The sequence below is a fragment of the Plantactinospora sp. KLBMP9567 genome (genome assembly GCF_033446045.1).
In the GTDB taxonomy this organism is placed as follows: domain Bacteria; phylum Actinomycetota; class Actinomycetes; order Mycobacteriales; family Micromonosporaceae; genus Plantactinospora.
The window spans coordinates 91,699-107,838 of sequence record NZ_JAWQRR010000056.1 but is presented as its reverse complement, the minus strand read 5'-3'; the positions used below and the strand labels follow the sequence as shown (position 1 = coordinate 107,838).

19 protein-coding genes are annotated in these 16,140 nt (G+C 71.7%); 12 read left to right on the top strand and 7 right to left on the bottom strand.

Annotated elements, in window-relative coordinates:
* Positions 1-36 precede the first annotated feature (36 nt).
* A complete protein-coding gene (locus tag R6Y94_RS40425; protein ID WP_318402137.1) occupies positions 37-969 on the top strand; it encodes an SCO2521 family protein in 933 nt (310 codons plus the stop codon).
* 28 nt (positions 970-997) lie between these two features.
* Here the strand turns inward: R6Y94_RS40425 and R6Y94_RS40420 are convergent, their stop codons facing one another.
* The 3 genes from R6Y94_RS40420 to R6Y94_RS40410 all read right to left on the bottom strand — a co-directional run bounded on the left by R6Y94_RS40420 (position 998) and on the right by R6Y94_RS40410 (position 2,225).
* Complete coding sequence (locus R6Y94_RS40420) at positions 998-1,234, bottom strand: hypothetical protein (RefSeq protein ID WP_318402136.1); 237 nt, start codon at positions 1,232-1,234, stop codon at positions 998-1,000.
* A gap of 79 nt (positions 1,235-1,313) precedes the next feature.
* A complete protein-coding gene (gene mscL / locus R6Y94_RS40415) occupies positions 1,314-1,775 on the bottom strand; it encodes a large conductance mechanosensitive channel protein MscL (RefSeq protein WP_318402134.1) in 462 nt (153 codons plus the stop codon).
* 96 nt (positions 1,776-1,871) lie between these two features.
* The gene (locus R6Y94_RS40410; protein ID WP_318402132.1) at positions 1,872-2,225 is read right to left on the bottom strand and encodes an STAS domain-containing protein; all 354 of its coding nucleotides are present in this window, start codon (positions 2,223-2,225) and stop codon (positions 1,872-1,874) included.
* A gap of 163 nt (positions 2,226-2,388) precedes the next feature.
* On the opposite strand from R6Y94_RS40410, the gene R6Y94_RS40405 reads away from it, so the two are divergent.
* Positions 2,389-3,381 carry an NAD-dependent epimerase/dehydratase family protein gene (locus R6Y94_RS40405; RefSeq protein ID WP_318402131.1) on the top strand — a complete coding sequence of 331 codons (993 nt, stop codon included), beginning with the start codon at positions 2,389-2,391 and terminating at the stop codon, positions 3,379-3,381.
* 66 nt (positions 3,382-3,447) lie between these two features.
* Here the strand turns inward: R6Y94_RS40405 and R6Y94_RS40400 are convergent, their stop codons facing one another.
* Complete coding sequence (locus tag R6Y94_RS40400) at positions 3,448-4,524, bottom strand: DUF4352 domain-containing protein (RefSeq protein WP_318402130.1); 1,077 nt, start codon at positions 4,522-4,524, stop codon at positions 3,448-3,450.
* Between the two features lie 155 nt (positions 4,525-4,679).
* Here R6Y94_RS40400 and R6Y94_RS40395 point away from each other — a divergent pair, with 155 nt between their 5' ends.
* From R6Y94_RS40395 to R6Y94_RS40355, 9 genes are all read left to right on the top strand, one after another.
* Positions 4,680-5,636, top strand: coding sequence for a threonine/serine dehydratase (locus R6Y94_RS40395; RefSeq protein ID WP_318402129.1), 957 nt, complete (start codon positions 4,680-4,682; stop codon positions 5,634-5,636).
* A gap of 54 nt (positions 5,637-5,690) precedes the next feature.
* Positions 5,691-6,455 carry an IclR family transcriptional regulator gene (locus R6Y94_RS40390; RefSeq protein ID WP_318402128.1) on the top strand — a complete coding sequence of 255 codons (765 nt, stop codon included), beginning with the start codon at positions 5,691-5,693 and terminating at the stop codon, positions 6,453-6,455.
* A 207-nt stretch (positions 6,456-6,662) separates the two neighbouring features.
* Entirely contained in the window at positions 6,663-7,106 is a 444-nt protein-coding gene (locus tag R6Y94_RS40385) for a hypothetical protein (RefSeq protein WP_318402126.1), read from the top strand.
* A 149-nt stretch (positions 7,107-7,255) separates the two neighbouring features.
* Positions 7,256-8,512 (top strand): Ldh family oxidoreductase, encoded by a 1,257-nt coding sequence (locus R6Y94_RS40380; protein ID WP_318402124.1) that lies wholly within the window; start codon positions 7,256-7,258, stop codon positions 8,510-8,512.
* On the top strand, positions 8,478-9,905 hold the full coding sequence (locus R6Y94_RS40375; RefSeq protein WP_318402122.1) for an MFS transporter: 1,428 nt from the start codon (positions 8,478-8,480) through the stop codon (positions 9,903-9,905). The genes R6Y94_RS40380 and R6Y94_RS40375 overlap by 35 nt, the downstream gene beginning before the upstream one ends.
* A complete protein-coding gene (locus R6Y94_RS40370; RefSeq protein ID WP_318402121.1) occupies positions 9,902-10,669 on the top strand; it encodes an SDR family oxidoreductase in 768 nt (255 codons plus the stop codon). Before R6Y94_RS40375 ends, R6Y94_RS40370 begins: the two co-directional genes overlap by 4 nt.
* A gap of 99 nt (positions 10,670-10,768) precedes the next feature.
* Complete coding sequence (locus R6Y94_RS40365) at positions 10,769-11,944, top strand: DUF418 domain-containing protein (protein WP_318402119.1); 1,176 nt, start codon at positions 10,769-10,771, stop codon at positions 11,942-11,944.
* A 617-nt stretch (positions 11,945-12,561) separates the two neighbouring features.
* Positions 12,562-13,344, top strand: a complete 783-nt coding sequence (locus tag R6Y94_RS40360) for a helix-turn-helix transcriptional regulator (protein ID WP_318400831.1) — start codon at positions 12,562-12,564, stop codon at positions 13,342-13,344.
* Complete coding sequence (locus R6Y94_RS40355) at positions 13,341-13,532, top strand: DUF397 domain-containing protein (RefSeq protein ID WP_318400833.1); 192 nt, start codon at positions 13,341-13,343, stop codon at positions 13,530-13,532. The genes R6Y94_RS40360 and R6Y94_RS40355 overlap by 4 nt, the downstream gene beginning before the upstream one ends.
* Here the strand turns inward: R6Y94_RS40355 and R6Y94_RS40350 are convergent.
* Positions 13,529-13,822, bottom strand: coding sequence for a nuclear transport factor 2 family protein (locus R6Y94_RS40350; RefSeq protein ID WP_318400834.1), 294 nt, complete (start codon positions 13,820-13,822; stop codon positions 13,529-13,531). The two genes, R6Y94_RS40355 and R6Y94_RS40350, sit on opposite strands and share 4 nt — an antisense overlap.
* A gap of 148 nt (positions 13,823-13,970) precedes the next feature.
* On the bottom strand, positions 13,971-15,191 hold the full coding sequence (locus tag R6Y94_RS40345) for a family 16 glycosylhydrolase (RefSeq protein WP_318400836.1): 1,221 nt from the start codon (positions 15,189-15,191) through the stop codon (positions 13,971-13,973).
* A 272-nt stretch (positions 15,192-15,463) separates the two neighbouring features.
* Between R6Y94_RS40345 and R6Y94_RS40340 the strand changes: the two genes are divergently transcribed.
* The gene (locus R6Y94_RS40340) at positions 15,464-15,664 is read left to right on the top strand and encodes a hypothetical protein (RefSeq protein ID WP_318400838.1); all 201 of its coding nucleotides are present in this window, start codon (positions 15,464-15,466) and stop codon (positions 15,662-15,664) included.
* Here R6Y94_RS40340 and R6Y94_RS40335 read toward each other — a convergent pair.
* Positions 15,642-16,118 (bottom strand): DUF488 domain-containing protein, encoded by a 477-nt coding sequence (locus tag R6Y94_RS40335; protein WP_318400840.1) that lies wholly within the window; start codon positions 16,116-16,118, stop codon positions 15,642-15,644. The genes R6Y94_RS40340 and R6Y94_RS40335 overlap by 23 nt on opposite strands.
* Positions 16,119-16,140: the final 22 nt, after the last annotated feature.

The following is a 16,140-nucleotide window of genomic DNA, read 5'->3' as shown; positions in this document are numbered from 1 at the left end:
CCGGTCACGGTGCCCAAGAGGTTGCGGAGGAGCGCAATGCTGACCCTGGGCGAGGTCCACACCGGACTCCTACAGAACTCCAGCTCGCTCTCGCTGGAGAACACCGCCCAACTCCTCGACTTCCTGGTCGGCCAGCGGGTCCGCCGGTCCGAGCGCCCGATCGCGTACGCGGTCTCGCCGGACCAGCTCACCGGGGTGGACTGCCGGCTGCCGACCCGCTCCGGAAGCCGTACCCGGGGCGTCGGGACGGTGGTCTCGCACGCGGCGGTGACCGGCGGGCACGTGTTGCAGGGCTCCACATACACCCGGCTGGACCGGGCCGCCAGCAACCGCCGGCTGATCTGGTCGCACTACCTGTCCCGGCCCGGCTGGGTGGAGACGATCGGCAAGGTCGACATCCGGGACGTGGCCCAGGGCTTCCTCGGGCCCACCTACCAGTCGCAGACGCTCAACCTGGGTGCGATCAGCGCCCGGCTGATCGACACGGTGCAGAGCTCGTCCCGGCTGGACCGCCGCCCGCCGTTCCGGACCAAGCGCACCCGGCTGCGCTGGGCGGTGCTGCCGGCCGCCGACCCGGGGACCGAGGCGCACGGGAAGTTCCGGATCGAGTCCGACACGCTGCGCACCCTGGAACTGACCGCGCCGCAGGAGACCGTACCGGCGCTGGTGGAGTTCTGCGAGGACCTGGCGCTGCACGACTGGCTGCTCACCACGCTGCTGTCGCTGATCGAGTTCAGCCTCACCGGGCCCGGCACCCGGACGCAGAAGATCGACCGGCTCCGCCCGGCGATCGACTGCCTGCTGCACCTCTGGATGCCGGCCGCCCGGCTGGACGAGTCGGTGCTGCCGGTCTGGCGGGACCTCGAACACCGGCCGGGGTTCACTCGGCAGTGGCAGACCTCGGTGACCCGGATCCGCGACCAGGTCACGCTCAGCACCATCGCCCTGCTGGAGGCTTCGCCCCGCTGACCGCCGGCGCCGCCTGCCGCCCGGTCGGTCAGTCGGCGCCGGGCGGCCGGGCGGAGAGTTCCCGCCAGGTGTCCGGCCCGGCCAGCAGGGTCCGGACCACGTCGTACGCCGCGTCCTCGCTGTCGAACTCGTAGAACCGGGAGATCCCCTCGGCCCCGCCGGCGCGCTGCTCCACGTGCCACTGGTCGGCATCCGCCCGGAGGTAGACATCGCGCCGTGCCAGGCGCCCCCACTTGCCGTTCCACCAGTGCTTTCGTTGTTCCATGCCGGGACCTTATCGAACGTACGTTCGAGAAGATCGCCGGGTGTCGGACCCGTCACCCGGGCAGGTGACGCCGCCGGGCTCAGGGGCGACGCGGCGCCGGCGGGTACTGCTGGCCGAAGCGCTCGTCCGGGCCCTCGAGGTGCCGGTTCGGCGCCCGGCCGGCGGCGACCAGCGCGTCACGGATCTCGGTGAGCAGCTTGATCTCCTCGCTCGGCGCGGCCGGCGCCGGCTCCTCGCCCCGCTGACGCCGCTCGGCGAGCTTGTTCATCGGGAAGACCACCAGGAAGTAGAGCACGGCGGCGGTCATCAGGAAGGTGATGACGCCGTTGATGAAGGCCGCCCAGTCGATCACGGCGTCGTTGGGCAGCTCCCAGGTGCCCGCCTCGATGCCTTTGCCGTCGCCGAACATGCTGATCAGCGGCTTCAGGAACGAGTTGGTGAACTGGTTGACCAGGCCGGTGAAGGCCGCACCGATGACCACGCCGACGGCGAGGTCGACGACGTTGCCCCGCATGATGAAGTCTTTGAAGCCCTTGAGCATTGGCGTCTCCAGGTTGCCGGATTCGTGTCGGTCGACAACCTAGTGCCCAGTGCGGGGCGGGCGGAAAGCGGTGGCGGACGCCGGCCGGCGGAGCGCTCAGTCAGTGCGGGCGGGGCCGCCGGCCACCGCCTCGTCCACCGTGGCGTGCGTCTGGAGTACCTCCACCAGGCCACTCACCTCAAGGATGCGCAGCACCCCCCGGCGCGGCGCGGCCAGCCGGACCATGCCGCCGGCCTCGTCGGCGCTGTTGCGGGCGCGGACGAAGACGGAGAGCCCGGTGGAGTCGCAGAACGTCAGTTCGGCCAGGTTGAAGACCAGCCGGGTGTGCCCCTTCTCCAGCAGGTCCGTGATCTGGTCCTGAAGTTTCGGCGCGGTGGCCATGTCGAGTTCGCCCGCGACCGACACGACGACGACGTCGGCCCGCTCCTCGGTGTGCACCGTCAGGGACATTCGCGACCTCCTGGGATATCGGTCGAACCGTACTCCACAACCGGCCCGGTACGCATGACGGGCGGCGGAAGTCAGCCGTCGGCCCGATGCCCGGGCGGCGGAGATGGTCCGCTCTGCGCGAACAGGGGTTACCGGACGCCCCCGATCCGGGCACCATCGCCGGATGCGAACCCTCGTCCTCGGCGGCACCGTGTTCCTCGGCCGGGCCGTCGCCCGGCAGGCCCTCGCCGCCGGCCACGACGTCACCTGCGCCGCCCGGGGCTCGTCCGGGGACCCGGTGGACGGCGTCCGCTTCGTCCGGGTGGACCGTACCGACCCGGCCGGGCTGGCCGCGCTCACCGGCGAGTTCGACGCGGTCGTCGACGTGGCCCGGCACCCCGACCAGGTCCGGCACGCGGCGACCGCGCTTGCCGGCCGGGTGGGGCACTTCACGTTCGTCTCGACCGGCTCGGTGTACGCGGACACCGCCACCGTCGGCCAGCGGGTCGACAGCGCCCCGGTACTGGCACCCGCGCCCCGGGACGCGGAGGACCCGGAGCTGTCCGCGGAGTCGTACGGCGCCTGCAAGGTGAGCTGTGAGCAGATCGTGACGGAGGCGTTCGGCGCCGACCGGGTCTTCGTCTGCCGGGCCGGGCTGATCGTCGGGCCGGAGGATCCGAGCGGGCGCTTCGAGTACTGGGTCCGGCGGGCGGCCCGGGGTGGCGAGGTCCTCGCGCCCGGCTCGCCGGACGACGCGGTGCAGCTCGTGGACGTACGCGACCTGGCCGCCTGGATCGTCGCGGCCGGTGAACGCGGACTCACCGGCACGTACGACGGCACCGGCGCGCCGATGACCCGGGCCGGCTTCCTGGCCGACGTACTCCCCGACGGCGCCGCCCTGAGCTGGGTGGCCCAGGAGTTCCTGGCGGAGCAGGGGGTGGAGCCCTGGTCCGGCCCGCGGTCGCTGCCGCTCTGGCTGCCGGTGCCCGAGTACGCCGGCTTCCTGACCCGGGACGTGACTCCCAGCCTGGCGGCCGGGCTGCGGCCGCGGCCACTTGCCGAGACGGCTCGGGACACCGCCGCCTGGCTCGCCACGGCCGGCCCGGAGGCGGGCCGGCGGATCGGCCTCACCGAGGCCGAGGAGGCCGAGGTCCTCGCCGCGTGGCACGCCCGCTGACCCGGCCCGGTTCACCACTCCGGCACGCCCGCTGACCGGTCGGCCCGCCACGCCGGTCGCCCCGGACTATCCGGTGCGAACCTGGATTCCGGGTGAGGTGGCGGAGGCACGGAGCCGGAGCCGGACGATCCGGGCGTCGGGCGGGATGTCGTAGACGACCGCCCCGGTGACGCGGTTGCCGGGGTTGATCTCGCTGAGGAAGCCGAGCTGGTCGGCGTTGGCGAGCAGCCCGGCCGAACTGTCCACCCCGAACCGCTGCCCCGCCGGCCCGTACGCGATCTGCAGGCTGTCCTGGAACGTCACCGGTCGCAGGCCCAGGTTGCGCACCGCCAGGTCGGCCACGCAGAACTGCCCGATCGCGAGTTGGCTGACCAGCGGGTCGCCGATCTCGGTGAGCCCGCAGCGCACCTCCTGCACCTGGAACTCGAGATCGCCGTCCCGGGCCGGCTGGTTGAGGCCGACGACCCGGGATTCCCGGTCGCGCAGCCCGGTGTAGAAGTCCGGCCCCCAGGTCAGCGCGACCACGGCAGCGGCCACGCAGCAGCAGGAGAGGACGGCGGCGACGAGGCCGAGTAGGAACCACCACCGCCGGTCGGTCGGGCGCAGGAACTCGGGAACCTTTGCGGTGCCGCCCGGCGATGGGCGGCCCGGCTCCGGCCCGGCCCCGCCCTCCGGCCCGGTCGGTCGGGGCGCCCAGATCGGCGACTGCGGTGGCGGGTAACCGCTCAGGGGCGGTGTGCTGACCCGCGTCTCCGGCGTGGACCAGTCCGGCGCCGGTGCCGCCGTAGTCCCGGTCGGCCCCGTCCCGGCGGGCGGCTCGGCAGGCGGCGGCTCGGCAGGCGGCGAGGACTGCGCTGCGGCGGGCCGTTCAAGGGGTGGCGGGGAGGGCGGGCCCGCGCCGGGCGCGACGGTGTCCGGGAAGCGGCCGGTCAACGGGAGCGGATCCGGTACCTCGTCGATGGTCGGTCCGGCCGCCGGATCCGGGGTCGGCTCCCGGGTCGGCCCTTCCGGCGGCGGTGGGTCGATCGCCCAGTCCCACGACTGGGGGACCGGCTCGGTCGGCCGGTCCCCGCCGGTCGGCGGGTCGCCGAAACCGGCGTCGGGCCGGTACGGCTGCTCGCCGGGCGGGTCGGCGCTGGTCATCACGATCCTCATATCGTCCGGGGCCTCTGGAAAATAGTAGGCTTTAGCCGTATTCATCCCGGTGGGATCGTCATCTTCGTACCCGACGGCGAGGCGGGGAGGGTCCGACCGCACCGCTCCGGACCGGCGGGTGAGCGCAGTGGCAGGATGATCCGGTGGATCTCGTTACCGTCGACGACGTACGGGCCGCGGCGGGGGACCTGACCGGTGTGGTGCTGCGTACGCCCCTGCTGCCCTGCCGCTGGGACGACCGGCTCTGGCTGAAGCCGGAGAGCCTGCAACCGGTCGGCTCGTTCAAGCTGCGTGGTGCGATGCACGCGGTGGCCCGGCTCGACGCCGACCGGCGGGCCCGAGGCGTGGTCACGCACTCCTCCGGCAACCATGGGCAGGCGCTTGCCTATGCCGCCCGGGCCCGGGGCGTGCCGTGCACCGTGGTGATTCCCGAGGGTGCTCCGGCGGCAAAGGTCGACCGGGTACGCGCTCTCGGCGCCGAGGTACGCATGGTCGCCCCGGCCGATCGGCTGGCGGTCGCCGAGTCGATCGCCGCCGAGCAGGGGCGGACCCTGATCCCGCCCTTCGACGACCGGCGGATCATCGCCGGCCAGGGCACCATCGGACTGGAGGTGCTCGACGACCTGCCCGAGCTGGACGTGCTGCTGGTGCCGGTCGGCGGGGGCGGACTCGCCTCCGGAGTCGCCACCGCGGTCAAGGCGCTGCGTCCGGGTGCCCGGGTCATCGGGGTCGAGCCGGCACTCGCCGCCGACGCCGCCGAGTCGTTGCGCGGCGGCGAGCTGCGCCAGTGGGAACCGGCCCGCACCTATCGGACCAGCGCGGACGGGCTGCGGACCAACCTCTCCGCGCTGACCTTCGCACACCTGCGCGCCCGGCTGGACGGCATCGTGACGGTCAGTGAGGAGGAGATCGCCGCCGCGACGACCCGGTTGGTCCGGGACGCCCGGCTGGTGGTGGAGCCGAGCGGCGCGGTGGCCACCGCCGCCCGGATGTTCCACGCTGCCGAGCTGCCCGCCGGGCGTACGGTGGCGGTGGTCAGCGGCGGCAACGTCGACCCGGCGGTACTGGTGGCCGCCGCCGGCCGCCCCGACGCGGGCTGACGCCGCGGATGCGGCCCGAGCGAGCCGACCGGCGGCATTCCCTACATTGGAACCATGGCTGACCGGACCGGTGCGAGCGCTTCGGACAAGACGTTCGCGGTGTTGGAGGCACTGGTCGAGCACAGCCGGCTGACCGACATCGCGGCGGCGACGAACCTGCCGAAGGCGACCGTGCACCGGATTCTCCAGGTGATGGTCGAGCGCGGGCTGGCCCGGCCCACCGGCAACGGGGACTACTTCACCGGCCCCCGGATGCTCGCGCTGGCCGGCCGGGTGATGCACCGGCTGGACCTGCCCGCCCGGGTACGCCCCGAGTTGGAGGAGCTGCAACGGCGCACCGGCCGTACGGTGCACCTGGCGCTGCTGCACGGTGACGAGGCGGTCTACGTGGCCAAGGTGGAGGCGGGCAAGCCGTACCAGCTCGCTTCCCGGGTCGGGATGAGCCTCGACCTGCACAGTACGTCGATCGGCAAGGCGGTCCTGGCGACCCTGGACGACGACCGGGTGGTGGCGCTCGCCGAGCGGACCGGGCTGCGCCGGCACACGCCGGGCACGATCGTCGAGGTCGGACCGCTGCTCGCCGAGCTCGCCACGGTCCGGTCCCGGGGCTGGGCCGAGGACCACGAGGAGAACGAGTCCGGGGTCTCCGCGACCGGCGCGGCGGTGTACGACCACGCCGGGCACGTGATCGGCGGGGTGAGCGCGGCGACGCTCAGCTACGAGGCGGCGGACCAGTCGGCGGACGAGGTGGGCCGGCAGGTGGTCGAGGCCGCCGGACAGGTCTCCCGGGCCCTCGGCGCCCGCACCGTCCCGAGCTGACCTGGCCGATCGGGCCCGGCCCCTGTCCCTGGCCGATCGGCCCGGCGCCCGCCTCTGGTGATTCGGCGCCCCGGGGCCTGTCCCGGGTCGATCGGCTGTCGGGCCGAGCAGGAGCACCGCCATCGGCCGGGCCACCCGCGTCGACCGGCCGGAGTAGAGTGCACGGACGGCTCGAACGCGCTGACGGACATCCTTCCGGAGGAGACGTTGAGCGATCATCCAGCGGACCGGTTCTCCGCCCGGCAGAACGATCGGCGGCTGCCCCGGGCTCTGGTCTTCGCGCTGTTGGGGCTGGCGTCGATCGTCGCGGTGGTCGTGATCTACCAGAGCTCCGACCTCGACCGCTCCGGGGTGTACTCGGCGGCCCGGAACACCGCGTACGAGTTGGAGCGCACGCCGGTGCACGGTCTGGTCGTCGACGTCCACGAGGCGGCCTCGGCGGGCAACCGTGGCGGTAGCGGCAAATACTCCCGGAACATCCTCTCCGAACTGCGGATCGAGGACGCCGGGGAGGACTCCCGGGGGGACCTCTACGAGTTCACCAACGCGGACGGTGACCACCCGGTCTGCCTGGCGGTGCGGCTCGAACGCAACTTCTCCGACCAGTCGCCCTCGTATCCCACCGTCACGGTGACGGAAGGCGCCTGCTGACTCCAACCCCCGGCCCCGTCCGATCCTGTTGAGTACCGAATTGTTTCCGTCCGGTTGCGCTGCTCGGCGTTACGGGCCAGACTGTGACGAAGGTAACTGTGGAACACCGTTCCGCAGGGCGGAACGGTGTGCTCCGGAGGTGACCCCAGATGGCGCGCGGCGAGGACCGGAACCGGGTCGACGACAGCGCGGCGCATCGTCCGCCGTCCTGGTCGACCGTGCCGAGCGGCCACGCGCCGGACCATCCCGGCCGGCCGGCCGACGACGAGATGCCGCCGGTCGCCGTACCGGCGGACGAACTGGTGGAGATCGCCGCCCGGATCCTCACCACCGCCGGCAGCCCGGAGCCGCCCGCCCGGGCCGTCGCCACCTCGCTGGTCGAGTCCGACCTGGTCGGGCACGACTCGCACGGGGTACGCCGGCTGGTTCCGTACGTCGACGCGGTACGTGGCCGCATGATCGATCCGTCGGCCGACCCCGTCATCCGCCGCCGGCACCGGGCTACCGCGGTCGTCGACGGCCGGCGCGGGTTCGGCCAGCTCGCCGCCCGGCTGGCCGTGACCGAGGCCCGCGAACTCGCCCGGGAGTACGGCGTCGGCGTGGTGACGATCGGCAACTGCAACCACATCGGCCGGCTCGGCGAGTACGTGCAACTGCTCGCCGAGACGGACGCGATCGGGCTGGCCTTCTGCAACATCGACCCGACCGTCGCCCCGTACGGCGGCCGGCAGCGCCGGCTCGGCACCAACCCGCTCGCCTGGTCGGCGCCCCGGGCCGAGGGGCGGCCACCGGTGGTGGTCGACTTCGCCACCTCGGCGATCGCCGAGGGCAAGCTCGCGCTCTCGCTGGTCCGGCAGGAACGGGTCGGCGCCGGCCTGCTGGTCGACGCGGAGGGCCGTGACTCCACCGACCCGTCCGACTTCTACTCCGGAGGCGCGCTGCTGCCGTTCGGCCAGCACAAGGGCTACGGCCTCAGCGTGATGATCGAGATCGTCGGCGGGCTGCTGTCCGGCGCCGGAATCTCCAGTCTGCCCGGCTACGACAACACCAACGGCACCGTACTGATCGCCATCGACATCGGGACCTTCCTGCCGGTGTCCGGGTTCCGGACCCAGTCGGAGGGGTTCTGCCGGCTGCTCGGCGACACCGCGCCCGCCGTCGCGCGCGACCCCGGCCCGGACGGCGTGCTGGTCCCCGGCGAGAAGGAGGCGCGCACCCGCGCCAGCCGGATCTCCGACGGGATCCCCCTGGCCCCGTCCACCTGGCGCGAACTGGCCGAACTGCCGGGCGGGCCCGAACTGCCCGGCGTACCCGTACCCCACCCCCGAAGCCGCGCGGACCGCGCGGCCCCCTCGCCCGAGGAGGATCGTGATGACATCGCCGGTGGACCCCGCGCCCCCGCCTGAGCCCGAGACCGCCTCCGCGCCGTCCGACCAGGAGACCACCCCGCCCGCCGAGCTGCGCCGGGTCGTCTCGGCCTCGCTGGTCGGCACCGCCCTGGAGTGGTACGACTTCTTCATCTACGGCACCGCCGCCGCACTGGTCTTCAACGACATCTTCTTCCCGGACGCCGAGCCGGCGGTCGGCACGCTCGTCGCGTTCGCCACCTTCGGGGTGGCGTTCCTGTTCCGCCCGGTCGGCGGCTTCTTCTTCGGCCGGCTCGGTGACCGGATCGGCCGGCGCTCCACACTGATCATCACCACCCTGGTGATGGGCATCGCGACCGGGCTGATCGGCCTGCTGCCGACGTACGACCAGATCGGGGTATGGGCGCCGATCCTGTTGGTGCTGATGCGGATCTGCCAGGGCCTCGGCGCCGGAGCCGAGTTCGGCGGCGCGTCGACGCTGCTCGCCGAGCACGCCCCACCGGACCGGCGGGGCTACTACGCCTCGTACGCCCAGACCGGGGTGCAGATCGGTCTGGTGCTCGGTACCGTCTCGTTCCTGCTGGTCGGGATGCTCCCCGACGACCAGCTCGAATCCTGGGGCTGGCGGATCCCGTTCCTGGCCAGCTTCCTGATGATCTTCGTGACCATCTACGTACGGCTCCGGGTCACCGAGTCGCCGGTGTTCCGCCGGATGGAGCGCAGCCGGACGGTGGTGCAGACGCCGATCCTGGACACCCTGAAGATGTATCCCCGCAACTTCCTGGTCGGGATCGGGGCGCACATCTGCGACACCGCGATCGTCTACATCTTCGCCACCTTCAGCGTCGCCTACCTGACCAACGAACTCGACCAGCCGCGCTGGGTGGCGCTGACCGGCGTGATCCTGATGGGCCTGGTGGTGATCGCGGTCCAACCGGTCTACGGCGCGCTGTCGGACCGGATCGGCCGCAAGCCGCTGAACGTGTTCAGCGTGGTCTTCACCGCCGCCTTCGCCTTCCCGTACTTCTGGCTGCTCGACACCGAGGTGCCGGTGCTGATCTGGCTGGCCCTGATCATCGCCGGTGGCATCGGCTTCGCACCGATGATCGCCGTACAGCCGGCGTTCTACGCGGAGCTGTTCGGCGCCGGGGTCCGGTACACCGGGTTCGCCGCCTCCCGGGAGATCGGCGCCGCCATCTCCGGCTTCTCCCCGCTGGTCGCGGCGGCACTGCTCAGCACCGCTGACGGCTCGCCCTGGCTGGTCGCGCTCTGGATCATCTTCACGGCGGTCGTCTCGCTGGTGGCGTTCCTGGTCGCCCGGGAGACCCGGACGATGGACATCGGCGCCGTGCACGCGTACCAGGAGGAACCGGGCGGGAAGGCGGCGGACGGGCCGCCGACGGCCTCGACTCCGATGGAGACCGCGCGATGAAGCTGGAGAAGACCGTCGCGGTGGTCACCGGCGGTGGCACCGGGATCGGCCGGGCGGTGAGCCTGGCGCTGGCCCGGGCCGGCGCGGACGCCGTGGTGGTCAACTTCAGCCGGTCGCGGGCGGAGGCCGAGGAGACCGCGGCGCAGGCCCGGGAGTGGGCCGGCCGGTCCTGCGCGGTCGCCGCCGACGTCACGCACGACACCCAGGTTCGCACCATGGCCGAGCAGGTGCTCGGCACCTTCGGCCGGGTCGACGTGCTGGTCAACAACGCCGGCGGCACCCGGGCGGTGGAGCACCCCGACCTGGACGGCCTGACCGACGAGATCTGGCGGGATGTGCTCGACGTCAACCTGCTCGGTGCGTTCCGCTGCGCCCGCGCCTTCGCCCCCGCGCTGCGCTCCTCCGGCGGCGCGATCGTCAACATCTCGTCCATCTCCGGCTACCGGGCCGGCGGCTCCTCGATCGCCTACGGGGTGAGCAAGGCGGCGATGCTCCAGCTCACCCGCAACCTGGCGGTGGCGCTCGCCCCGGAGGTACGGGTCAACGCGGTGGCACCCGGCACGGTGCAGCACACCCGCTGGCAGCCCGGCCTGCACGGCGAACAGGGCTTCGCGCAGCGCAGTGCCCGGGAGCGCGAGATGGTGCCGCTGCGCCGCACCGCCGACCCGGAACACGTGGCGCAGGCGGTGCTCGGGCTGCTCGGCATGGACATGGTCACCGGTGAGACGGTCATCGTCGACGGCGGCAAGCACGTCGTCTACTGACCGGTTCCGGACCGTTACGGGGCGGGGTGGCGTTAGCTCCACCCCGCCCCGGGACCTGGCGCTCCTGACCGGCCGGCCCGCCGCTGGTGTGCTCGACTGGTGAGCACAGCGACCGCCGCAACGGCCTCCCGGACCCGCATCCCCGACCTCGACGCACTACGTGCCTTCGCGCTGCTCGGCATCCTGGTCGTAAACATCACCTTCGCCGCCACCGGCTACAGCATGACCATCACCGACCCGGCGTACGACTCGTGGCTGGACGACGCGGTGCGCTGGCTCAACTCCAGCTTCTTCGGGATGAAGTTCTACCTGCTCTTCTCGTTCATGTTCGGCTACAGCTTCGTGCTCCAGGCGGAGGCGGCGGCGCGGGCCGGGGCGGCGTTCCGGCCCCGGATGGTACGCCGGCTGCTCGGCCTGCTCGTCCTCGGCGCGGTGAACATGGTGTTCCTGATCAGCGGGGACATCCTCACCGTCTACGCGCTGCTCGGCGCGGTCCTGCTGGCGATGCGCGGGGTACGGGACCGCACGGCGCTGATCGTCGCCGCCGCGCTCTACGGCTATCTGCTGCTGGGCACGGGGTCGAGCATCCTGTTCCTGGACACGTCGAGCTACTTCGAGCACGCCAGTCAGGTCGCCGCCGCCCAGGAGTCGGCCGCGAACCTGGCCGGCGGATTCGGCTCGGTGGTCCACGAGCACATCGCGATCCTGCCGCTCTACGGCCTCTCCCAGTTGACCGTGCAGGGTCCGACCACTCTGGCGATGTTCCTGCTCGGCATGGTCGCCGCCCGCCGAGGGCTGCTTGTCGGGCTCACCGGCCGGGAGCGGTGGCTGCGGATCGTCCAACTCGTCGGTTTTCCGGTGGGGATCGTGGGTGGCGCGGTCTACGCCTCGCTCGGTGGCAACGGCGACACCCTCGGCGTACTCGTGAGTGCGATGACCGCGCCGCTGCTGGCCGCCGCGTACGCCGCCACGCTGGTCCGGGTGGTGCACAGCGATCGTGGCCGGTGGCTCGGCACGGCGTTGGCCCCGGCCGGCCGGATGGCGCTGTCGAACTACCTCGGCCAGTCCGTCGCCACGCTGCTGATCTTCACCGGTGTCGGCCTCGGCCTGGTGGGTCAGGTGTCACCGCCGGAGATGATGCTTTTCGCGGTCGCCATCTTCGCCGGCCAGGTGGTGGTCAGCCGATGGTGGCTCGCGCGGCACGGGCAGGGCCCGGCCGAGTGGCTGCTGCGCTGGTTCACCAACGCGGAACGCCCCGCCTGGTCCGTCCGCTGACCTCTGTCTGGTACGGGCCAGCCTCGGCCTCGCGGCTGGCCTGTTCCCGTTGGGGCGACACCGGTTGCCGTTGACGGGTCAGATGCGACGGGTCGGGAGGCGGGGGCAGCGTCCGGAGCCGGGCCGGCCGCTGCTCCCGTCCGGAGCCGGACCGGTTGGCGCCGTCCATGCCGCGAATCTGGTGTTGCTGCCCCGGGGCGGGGTACGGGCGGGTGTCGGTCGACCCCCGGCCGTCGGGCCGGACGCGTCGGGGCAGCGCCAGCGGAGTCCGCACCGGCAGTAGCGCCAGAGCCGCCGCCAGTCGGGGCGGTGTCGAGGCGCCAGTGGTACCGGTCGAGGTGCGCGTCGTGGCCAGTTCATGGCTCGGTCTCCAATCGCCGCTGCTGTCCTGGCTGGAAGCGGGGACCGTCCCCGAGGCGGGGGAGGCGTTCCGGGGACGGTCCCCGCGCGGTTCCGCCCGAGCCGGGCCAGCATCGAACGGTTCCGCTGCCGACACTCTGGACGGATGGTGCCTACGTTCGGTAGACATTGCGGGACACTGGGCGACCGTCCGACTTGTCGGGTGTGGTCGGGTAGCCCCGAGCCGGATGTGGAGGGAGCGTGGGCAGGTCATGGGCATGCTGGCAGACTTCTTGATCGCGGAGCTTCGGGCGGCTCGGGCGACCCGGAAGATGAACCAGGACGAGTTCGGCAAGATCGCGAACTACTCCGGCTCGCACGTGAGCGCGGTCGAGACCGGTGGCCGGCCACCGACCGAGGACTACGTCGCGGCGGTCGACGAAGGGCTCCAGACCGGCGGCATCTACACCCGGCTGCTCGCCAAGGTCACCGCCTTCGACGACGCACCCGTCTGGCTCCGCCCCTGGCTGGAGTACGAGCGCGAGGCGGTCGCCCTGCGCGCCTGCAACCCGCTGCTCGTCCCCGGCCTGCTCCAGACCGAGGCGTACGCGCGGGCCGTCATGTCCACCGGCCTGCACACCATCGAGGAGGTGGAGCGGATCGTCACAGGTCGGCTGGAGCGGCAGCGGGCGATCCTGGACCGCGACGACCCGCCACTGGCCACCTTCGTCATCCCCGAGGCAGTGCTCCGCAGCGGCGAGTCGAAGATGCTCCGGGAACAACTCGAAAATCTGCTCAACCTGAGTGAGCGTCCCCGGCTCTTCATACACGTGGTCCCGGCAACGGCCGGACTGTGGCTCGGCCAGTCAGGTCCGTTCATCATTGCCTCGTTCGACGGCAGCGACGACGTGGCATTCATGGACGACCAGTTGCAGGGGCGGGTCGTGACGGACCCGACGCAGGTTGCTCGGCTCAACCGGATATGGGAGGTTGTGAGGGCGGTTGCGCTGCCGCGTGACCTCTCGCGTGACCTGATTCTGAAGCTGGTGAACGAGTTGTGAGCACCGAGCCGCGCTGGAAGAAGTCGAGCCGAAGCAACGCTGGCTCGGCCGAGTGCGTGGAGGTTGCCGACGATCTGGGCGGGGCGGTCGGCGTACGGGACTCGAAGGATCCGGGCGGTCCGGTGCTGGCCTTCGCGCCTGAGGCGTGGCGCGCGTTCGTCGCTCAGGTACCGGACCGGCGGCCCTAGCTCCGTCCCGAGCCGGTACCTCGGCCGCGCAGGTGGTGGCTGGCGTCGCCGAGGAAGTCCGTGCTGACCCACCGCTCCACGAAGCGCCATCCGGCGTCGCGCCGCTCGAATCGGTCCCGGCACCGCCCACTCGCCACCGCCTGGAGCGGAAATTCGGGCAGCGCCTGGAAAACGGTGACGTAGCAGCGGGATTCGGCGGTACCGGCCGCCTCGTCGACCTCGACGGCGAGGTTGCTGGTGACATGCCTGGTACGCGGAGCCGGCGGTCCGGGTGGGACGGACCGGGCCATGCCTGCGGGCTAGCCATGCCTGCGAGCTGGCAATACCTGTGGACCGGGTCATGCCGGTGGACCGGGCGTACCAGCGACCGGCCCCGCACCGGGTTCGGTGCGGGGCCGGTGTCGCGGCGGGTCGGCGTGCCGCCGCGCGTCCGCCGGGTCAGGCGCGCCGCCACTTCTGGTTCGCGCCGCCCGTGCACTCCCAGAGCTGGAGTTTCGCGCCGTTGGCCGTGCTCCGGTCGCGTACGTCGACGCACTTGTTCGCCTGCGGGTTCACCAGGTCGCCGGCCGCACTCAGCACGAACTGCTGGGCCGGATTGCCGTTGCAGCCGACGATCTGGATATTGGCGCCGTTGGCCGTCGAGCCGTTCGCCACGTCCATGCACTTGCCCATCGCCCGGACCGTGCCGCCGGTGAAGGCCCAGCTCTGCGCGGCGGTACCGTTGCAGTCCCAGATCTGCAACTGGGTGCCGTCGGCCGGGTTCGCGCCCGGCACGTCGATGCACTTGTTGCCGATCCCGACGATCTGGTTGCCGGTGCCGGGGTTGCCGCCGCCACCGGTGTTCCAACCCCAGACCCGGACGTAGTCGACCAGCATCTGCTGCGGGAACGTGGTGCTGGCGTCGGGGTAGCCCGGCCAGTGGCCGCCGACCGCGATGTTCATGATCATGAAGAACGGGTGGTCGTAGACCCAGCGGTTGCCGTTCAGGTCCGCCGGGGTCTTGCGGCCGTACTGGATGCCGTCGACGTACCAGGTGATCGAGTCCGGCGCCCAGTCCACGGCGAAGGTGTGGAAGGCGTCGGCGAACGCCTGGCCGCCGGGGAGGGTGTAGCGGGAGCTGATCGCGCTGCCGCCGGAGTAGCCGGGGCCGTGCAGCGTGCCGTACAGGTTGCCGGGCTCGCGGCCGATGTTCTCCATGATGTCGATCTCGCCCATGTCCGGCCAGGGCATGCCGCCGAGCATCCAGAATGCCGGCCAGATGCCCTGGCCGCGCGGCAGCTTCATCCGGGCCTCGAACCGGCCGTACGTCTGGGTGAAGCGGTCCGCGGTGAGCAGCCGGGCCGAGGTGTACTGGCAGCGGCCGTAGTGGCACTGGTAGTTGGCCGGGTTCTCCCGGCGGGCGGTGATCACCAGGTTGCCGTTGCCGTCGTGCGCGGCGTTGCTGGTGCTGTTGGTGTAGTACTGCTGCTCGTTGTTGCCCCAGCCGCCGCCGCCGATGTCGTGCTTCCACTTGGTGCCGTCGGGGGCGGTGCCGGCTGGCGCGTTGAACTCGTCGCTCCAGGTGAGCGCGCCCGGCTCAGCGACGGCCGGGCTGGGTGGGGTGACCACCAGCGTTGCGGCCAGCAGGGCCAGGACGAGGGTGGCTCGGCGTGTACGCATGTCAATGTTTCTACGCCAGAGAGCGCTTTCTTGCAAGGTTGTTAACTAAAAAGAAAGTTGCGGAGCCGCAGTCTGTCGAGAGGATCGCCCCTGGATCGAATCGCCCTGCTGTGCGAGCGGGGTCCGTCGTAGACGGTGGCGCGCTTGTGGGGCATCGGCGATCGAAGCGTACGTCAGCCAACTCGACCTGCTCGATAGCCGCGACCGGACGCCACTTGAGGCACCCCGATTTCGAGCGGCCTACCACTACCACTGCCACGAACCGGGCTGCGGTGGGCACCGGCAAGGGCATCCTGGACTGGGAACTCGTCGCCCTGCAACGCAATCTGCGGGGCCGCTACGACGACGAGGTGCGGCGAGCCGTGGAACAGAAGTTCCTGCACGAACTCTGCGGGCCTGGTCGCGATGTCGCCTTCTACGTCGGCAACCAGGCCAAGCGGGTCAATACGTTCAGCGTCCTCGGGGTCTACTGACCGCCCCACCGATAGGACGCCGCTCGTGTGCCGCTTGGAGCACCAGGTCCCGGTGACACTGCCGCTGGTCAGCCTCGAAACAGAGCAGCGCGACGAGTTTCCGCTGGCTCGCGGCGGCGAGCGCGTCGAGTGCGTCGACGGCCTCCGGCCGGGCGAGCAGTCCGGCGTAGATCGCCCGGGCCTGGGCGATCGTTTCCGGAGAGCCGGTGAATCCAGGCCGGTTGTCCTTCGGATTTCCCAGCTCACGTCGGTGTTCGTAGGCGATCCCCGCGTCGCCGAGCGCCTGCCCGAGCGCTGACTTGCTGAACCCCCGCTTCCGGGAGATCGGGGTGAGCCGTACGTCCACCAGACGTGACACGCCCATCGTGACCAGGTCTGCCACGAAGTCCCCGATGTCCCGGCCCTCGTAACCCACGCCGACCAGTCCGGAGCGGTCGTCCGTCAGGACCGTCATGCGAGTCACCCTTCCACAACCT

Bases quoted from the DNA above. Each gene is read 5' to 3' on its own strand.
- R6Y94_RS40425 (WP_318402137.1), top strand. From the start codon at position 37: ATGCTGACCCTGGGCGAGGTCCACACCGGACTCCTACAGAACTCCAGC.
- R6Y94_RS40420 (WP_318402136.1), bottom strand. From the start codon at position 1,234: ATGGAACAACGAAAGCACTGGTGGAACGGCAAGTGGGGGCGCCTGGCA.
- mscL (WP_318402134.1), bottom strand. From the start codon at position 1,775: ATGCTCAAGGGCTTCAAAGACTTCATCATGCGGGGCAACGTCGTCGAC.
- R6Y94_RS40410 (WP_318402132.1), bottom strand. From the start codon at position 2,225: ATGTCCCTGACGGTGCACACCGAGGAGCGGGCCGACGTCGTCGTCGTG.
- R6Y94_RS40405 (WP_318402131.1), top strand. From the start codon at position 2,389: ATGCGAACCCTCGTCCTCGGCGGCACCGTGTTCCTCGGCCGGGCCGTC.
- R6Y94_RS40400 (WP_318402130.1), bottom strand. From the start codon at position 4,524: ATGACCAGCGCCGACCCGCCCGGCGAGCAGCCGTACCGGCCCGACGCC.
- R6Y94_RS40390 (WP_318402128.1), top strand. From the start codon at position 5,691: ATGGCTGACCGGACCGGTGCGAGCGCTTCGGACAAGACGTTCGCGGTG.
- R6Y94_RS40380 (WP_318402124.1), top strand. From the start codon at position 7,256: ATGGCGCGCGGCGAGGACCGGAACCGGGTCGACGACAGCGCGGCGCAT.
- R6Y94_RS40375 (WP_318402122.1), top strand. From the start codon at position 8,478: ATGACATCGCCGGTGGACCCCGCGCCCCCGCCTGAGCCCGAGACCGCC.
- R6Y94_RS40370 (WP_318402121.1), top strand. From the start codon at position 9,902: ATGAAGCTGGAGAAGACCGTCGCGGTGGTCACCGGCGGTGGCACCGGG.
- R6Y94_RS40360 (WP_318400831.1), top strand. From the start codon at position 12,562: ATGCTGGCAGACTTCTTGATCGCGGAGCTTCGGGCGGCTCGGGCGACC.
- R6Y94_RS40350 (WP_318400834.1), bottom strand. From the start codon at position 13,822: ATGGCCCGGTCCGTCCCACCCGGACCGCCGGCTCCGCGTACCAGGCAT.
- R6Y94_RS40345 (WP_318400836.1), bottom strand. From the start codon at position 15,191: ATGCGTACACGCCGAGCCACCCTCGTCCTGGCCCTGCTGGCCGCAACG.
- R6Y94_RS40335 (WP_318400840.1), bottom strand. From the start codon at position 16,118: ATGACGGTCCTGACGGACGACCGCTCCGGACTGGTCGGCGTGGGTTAC.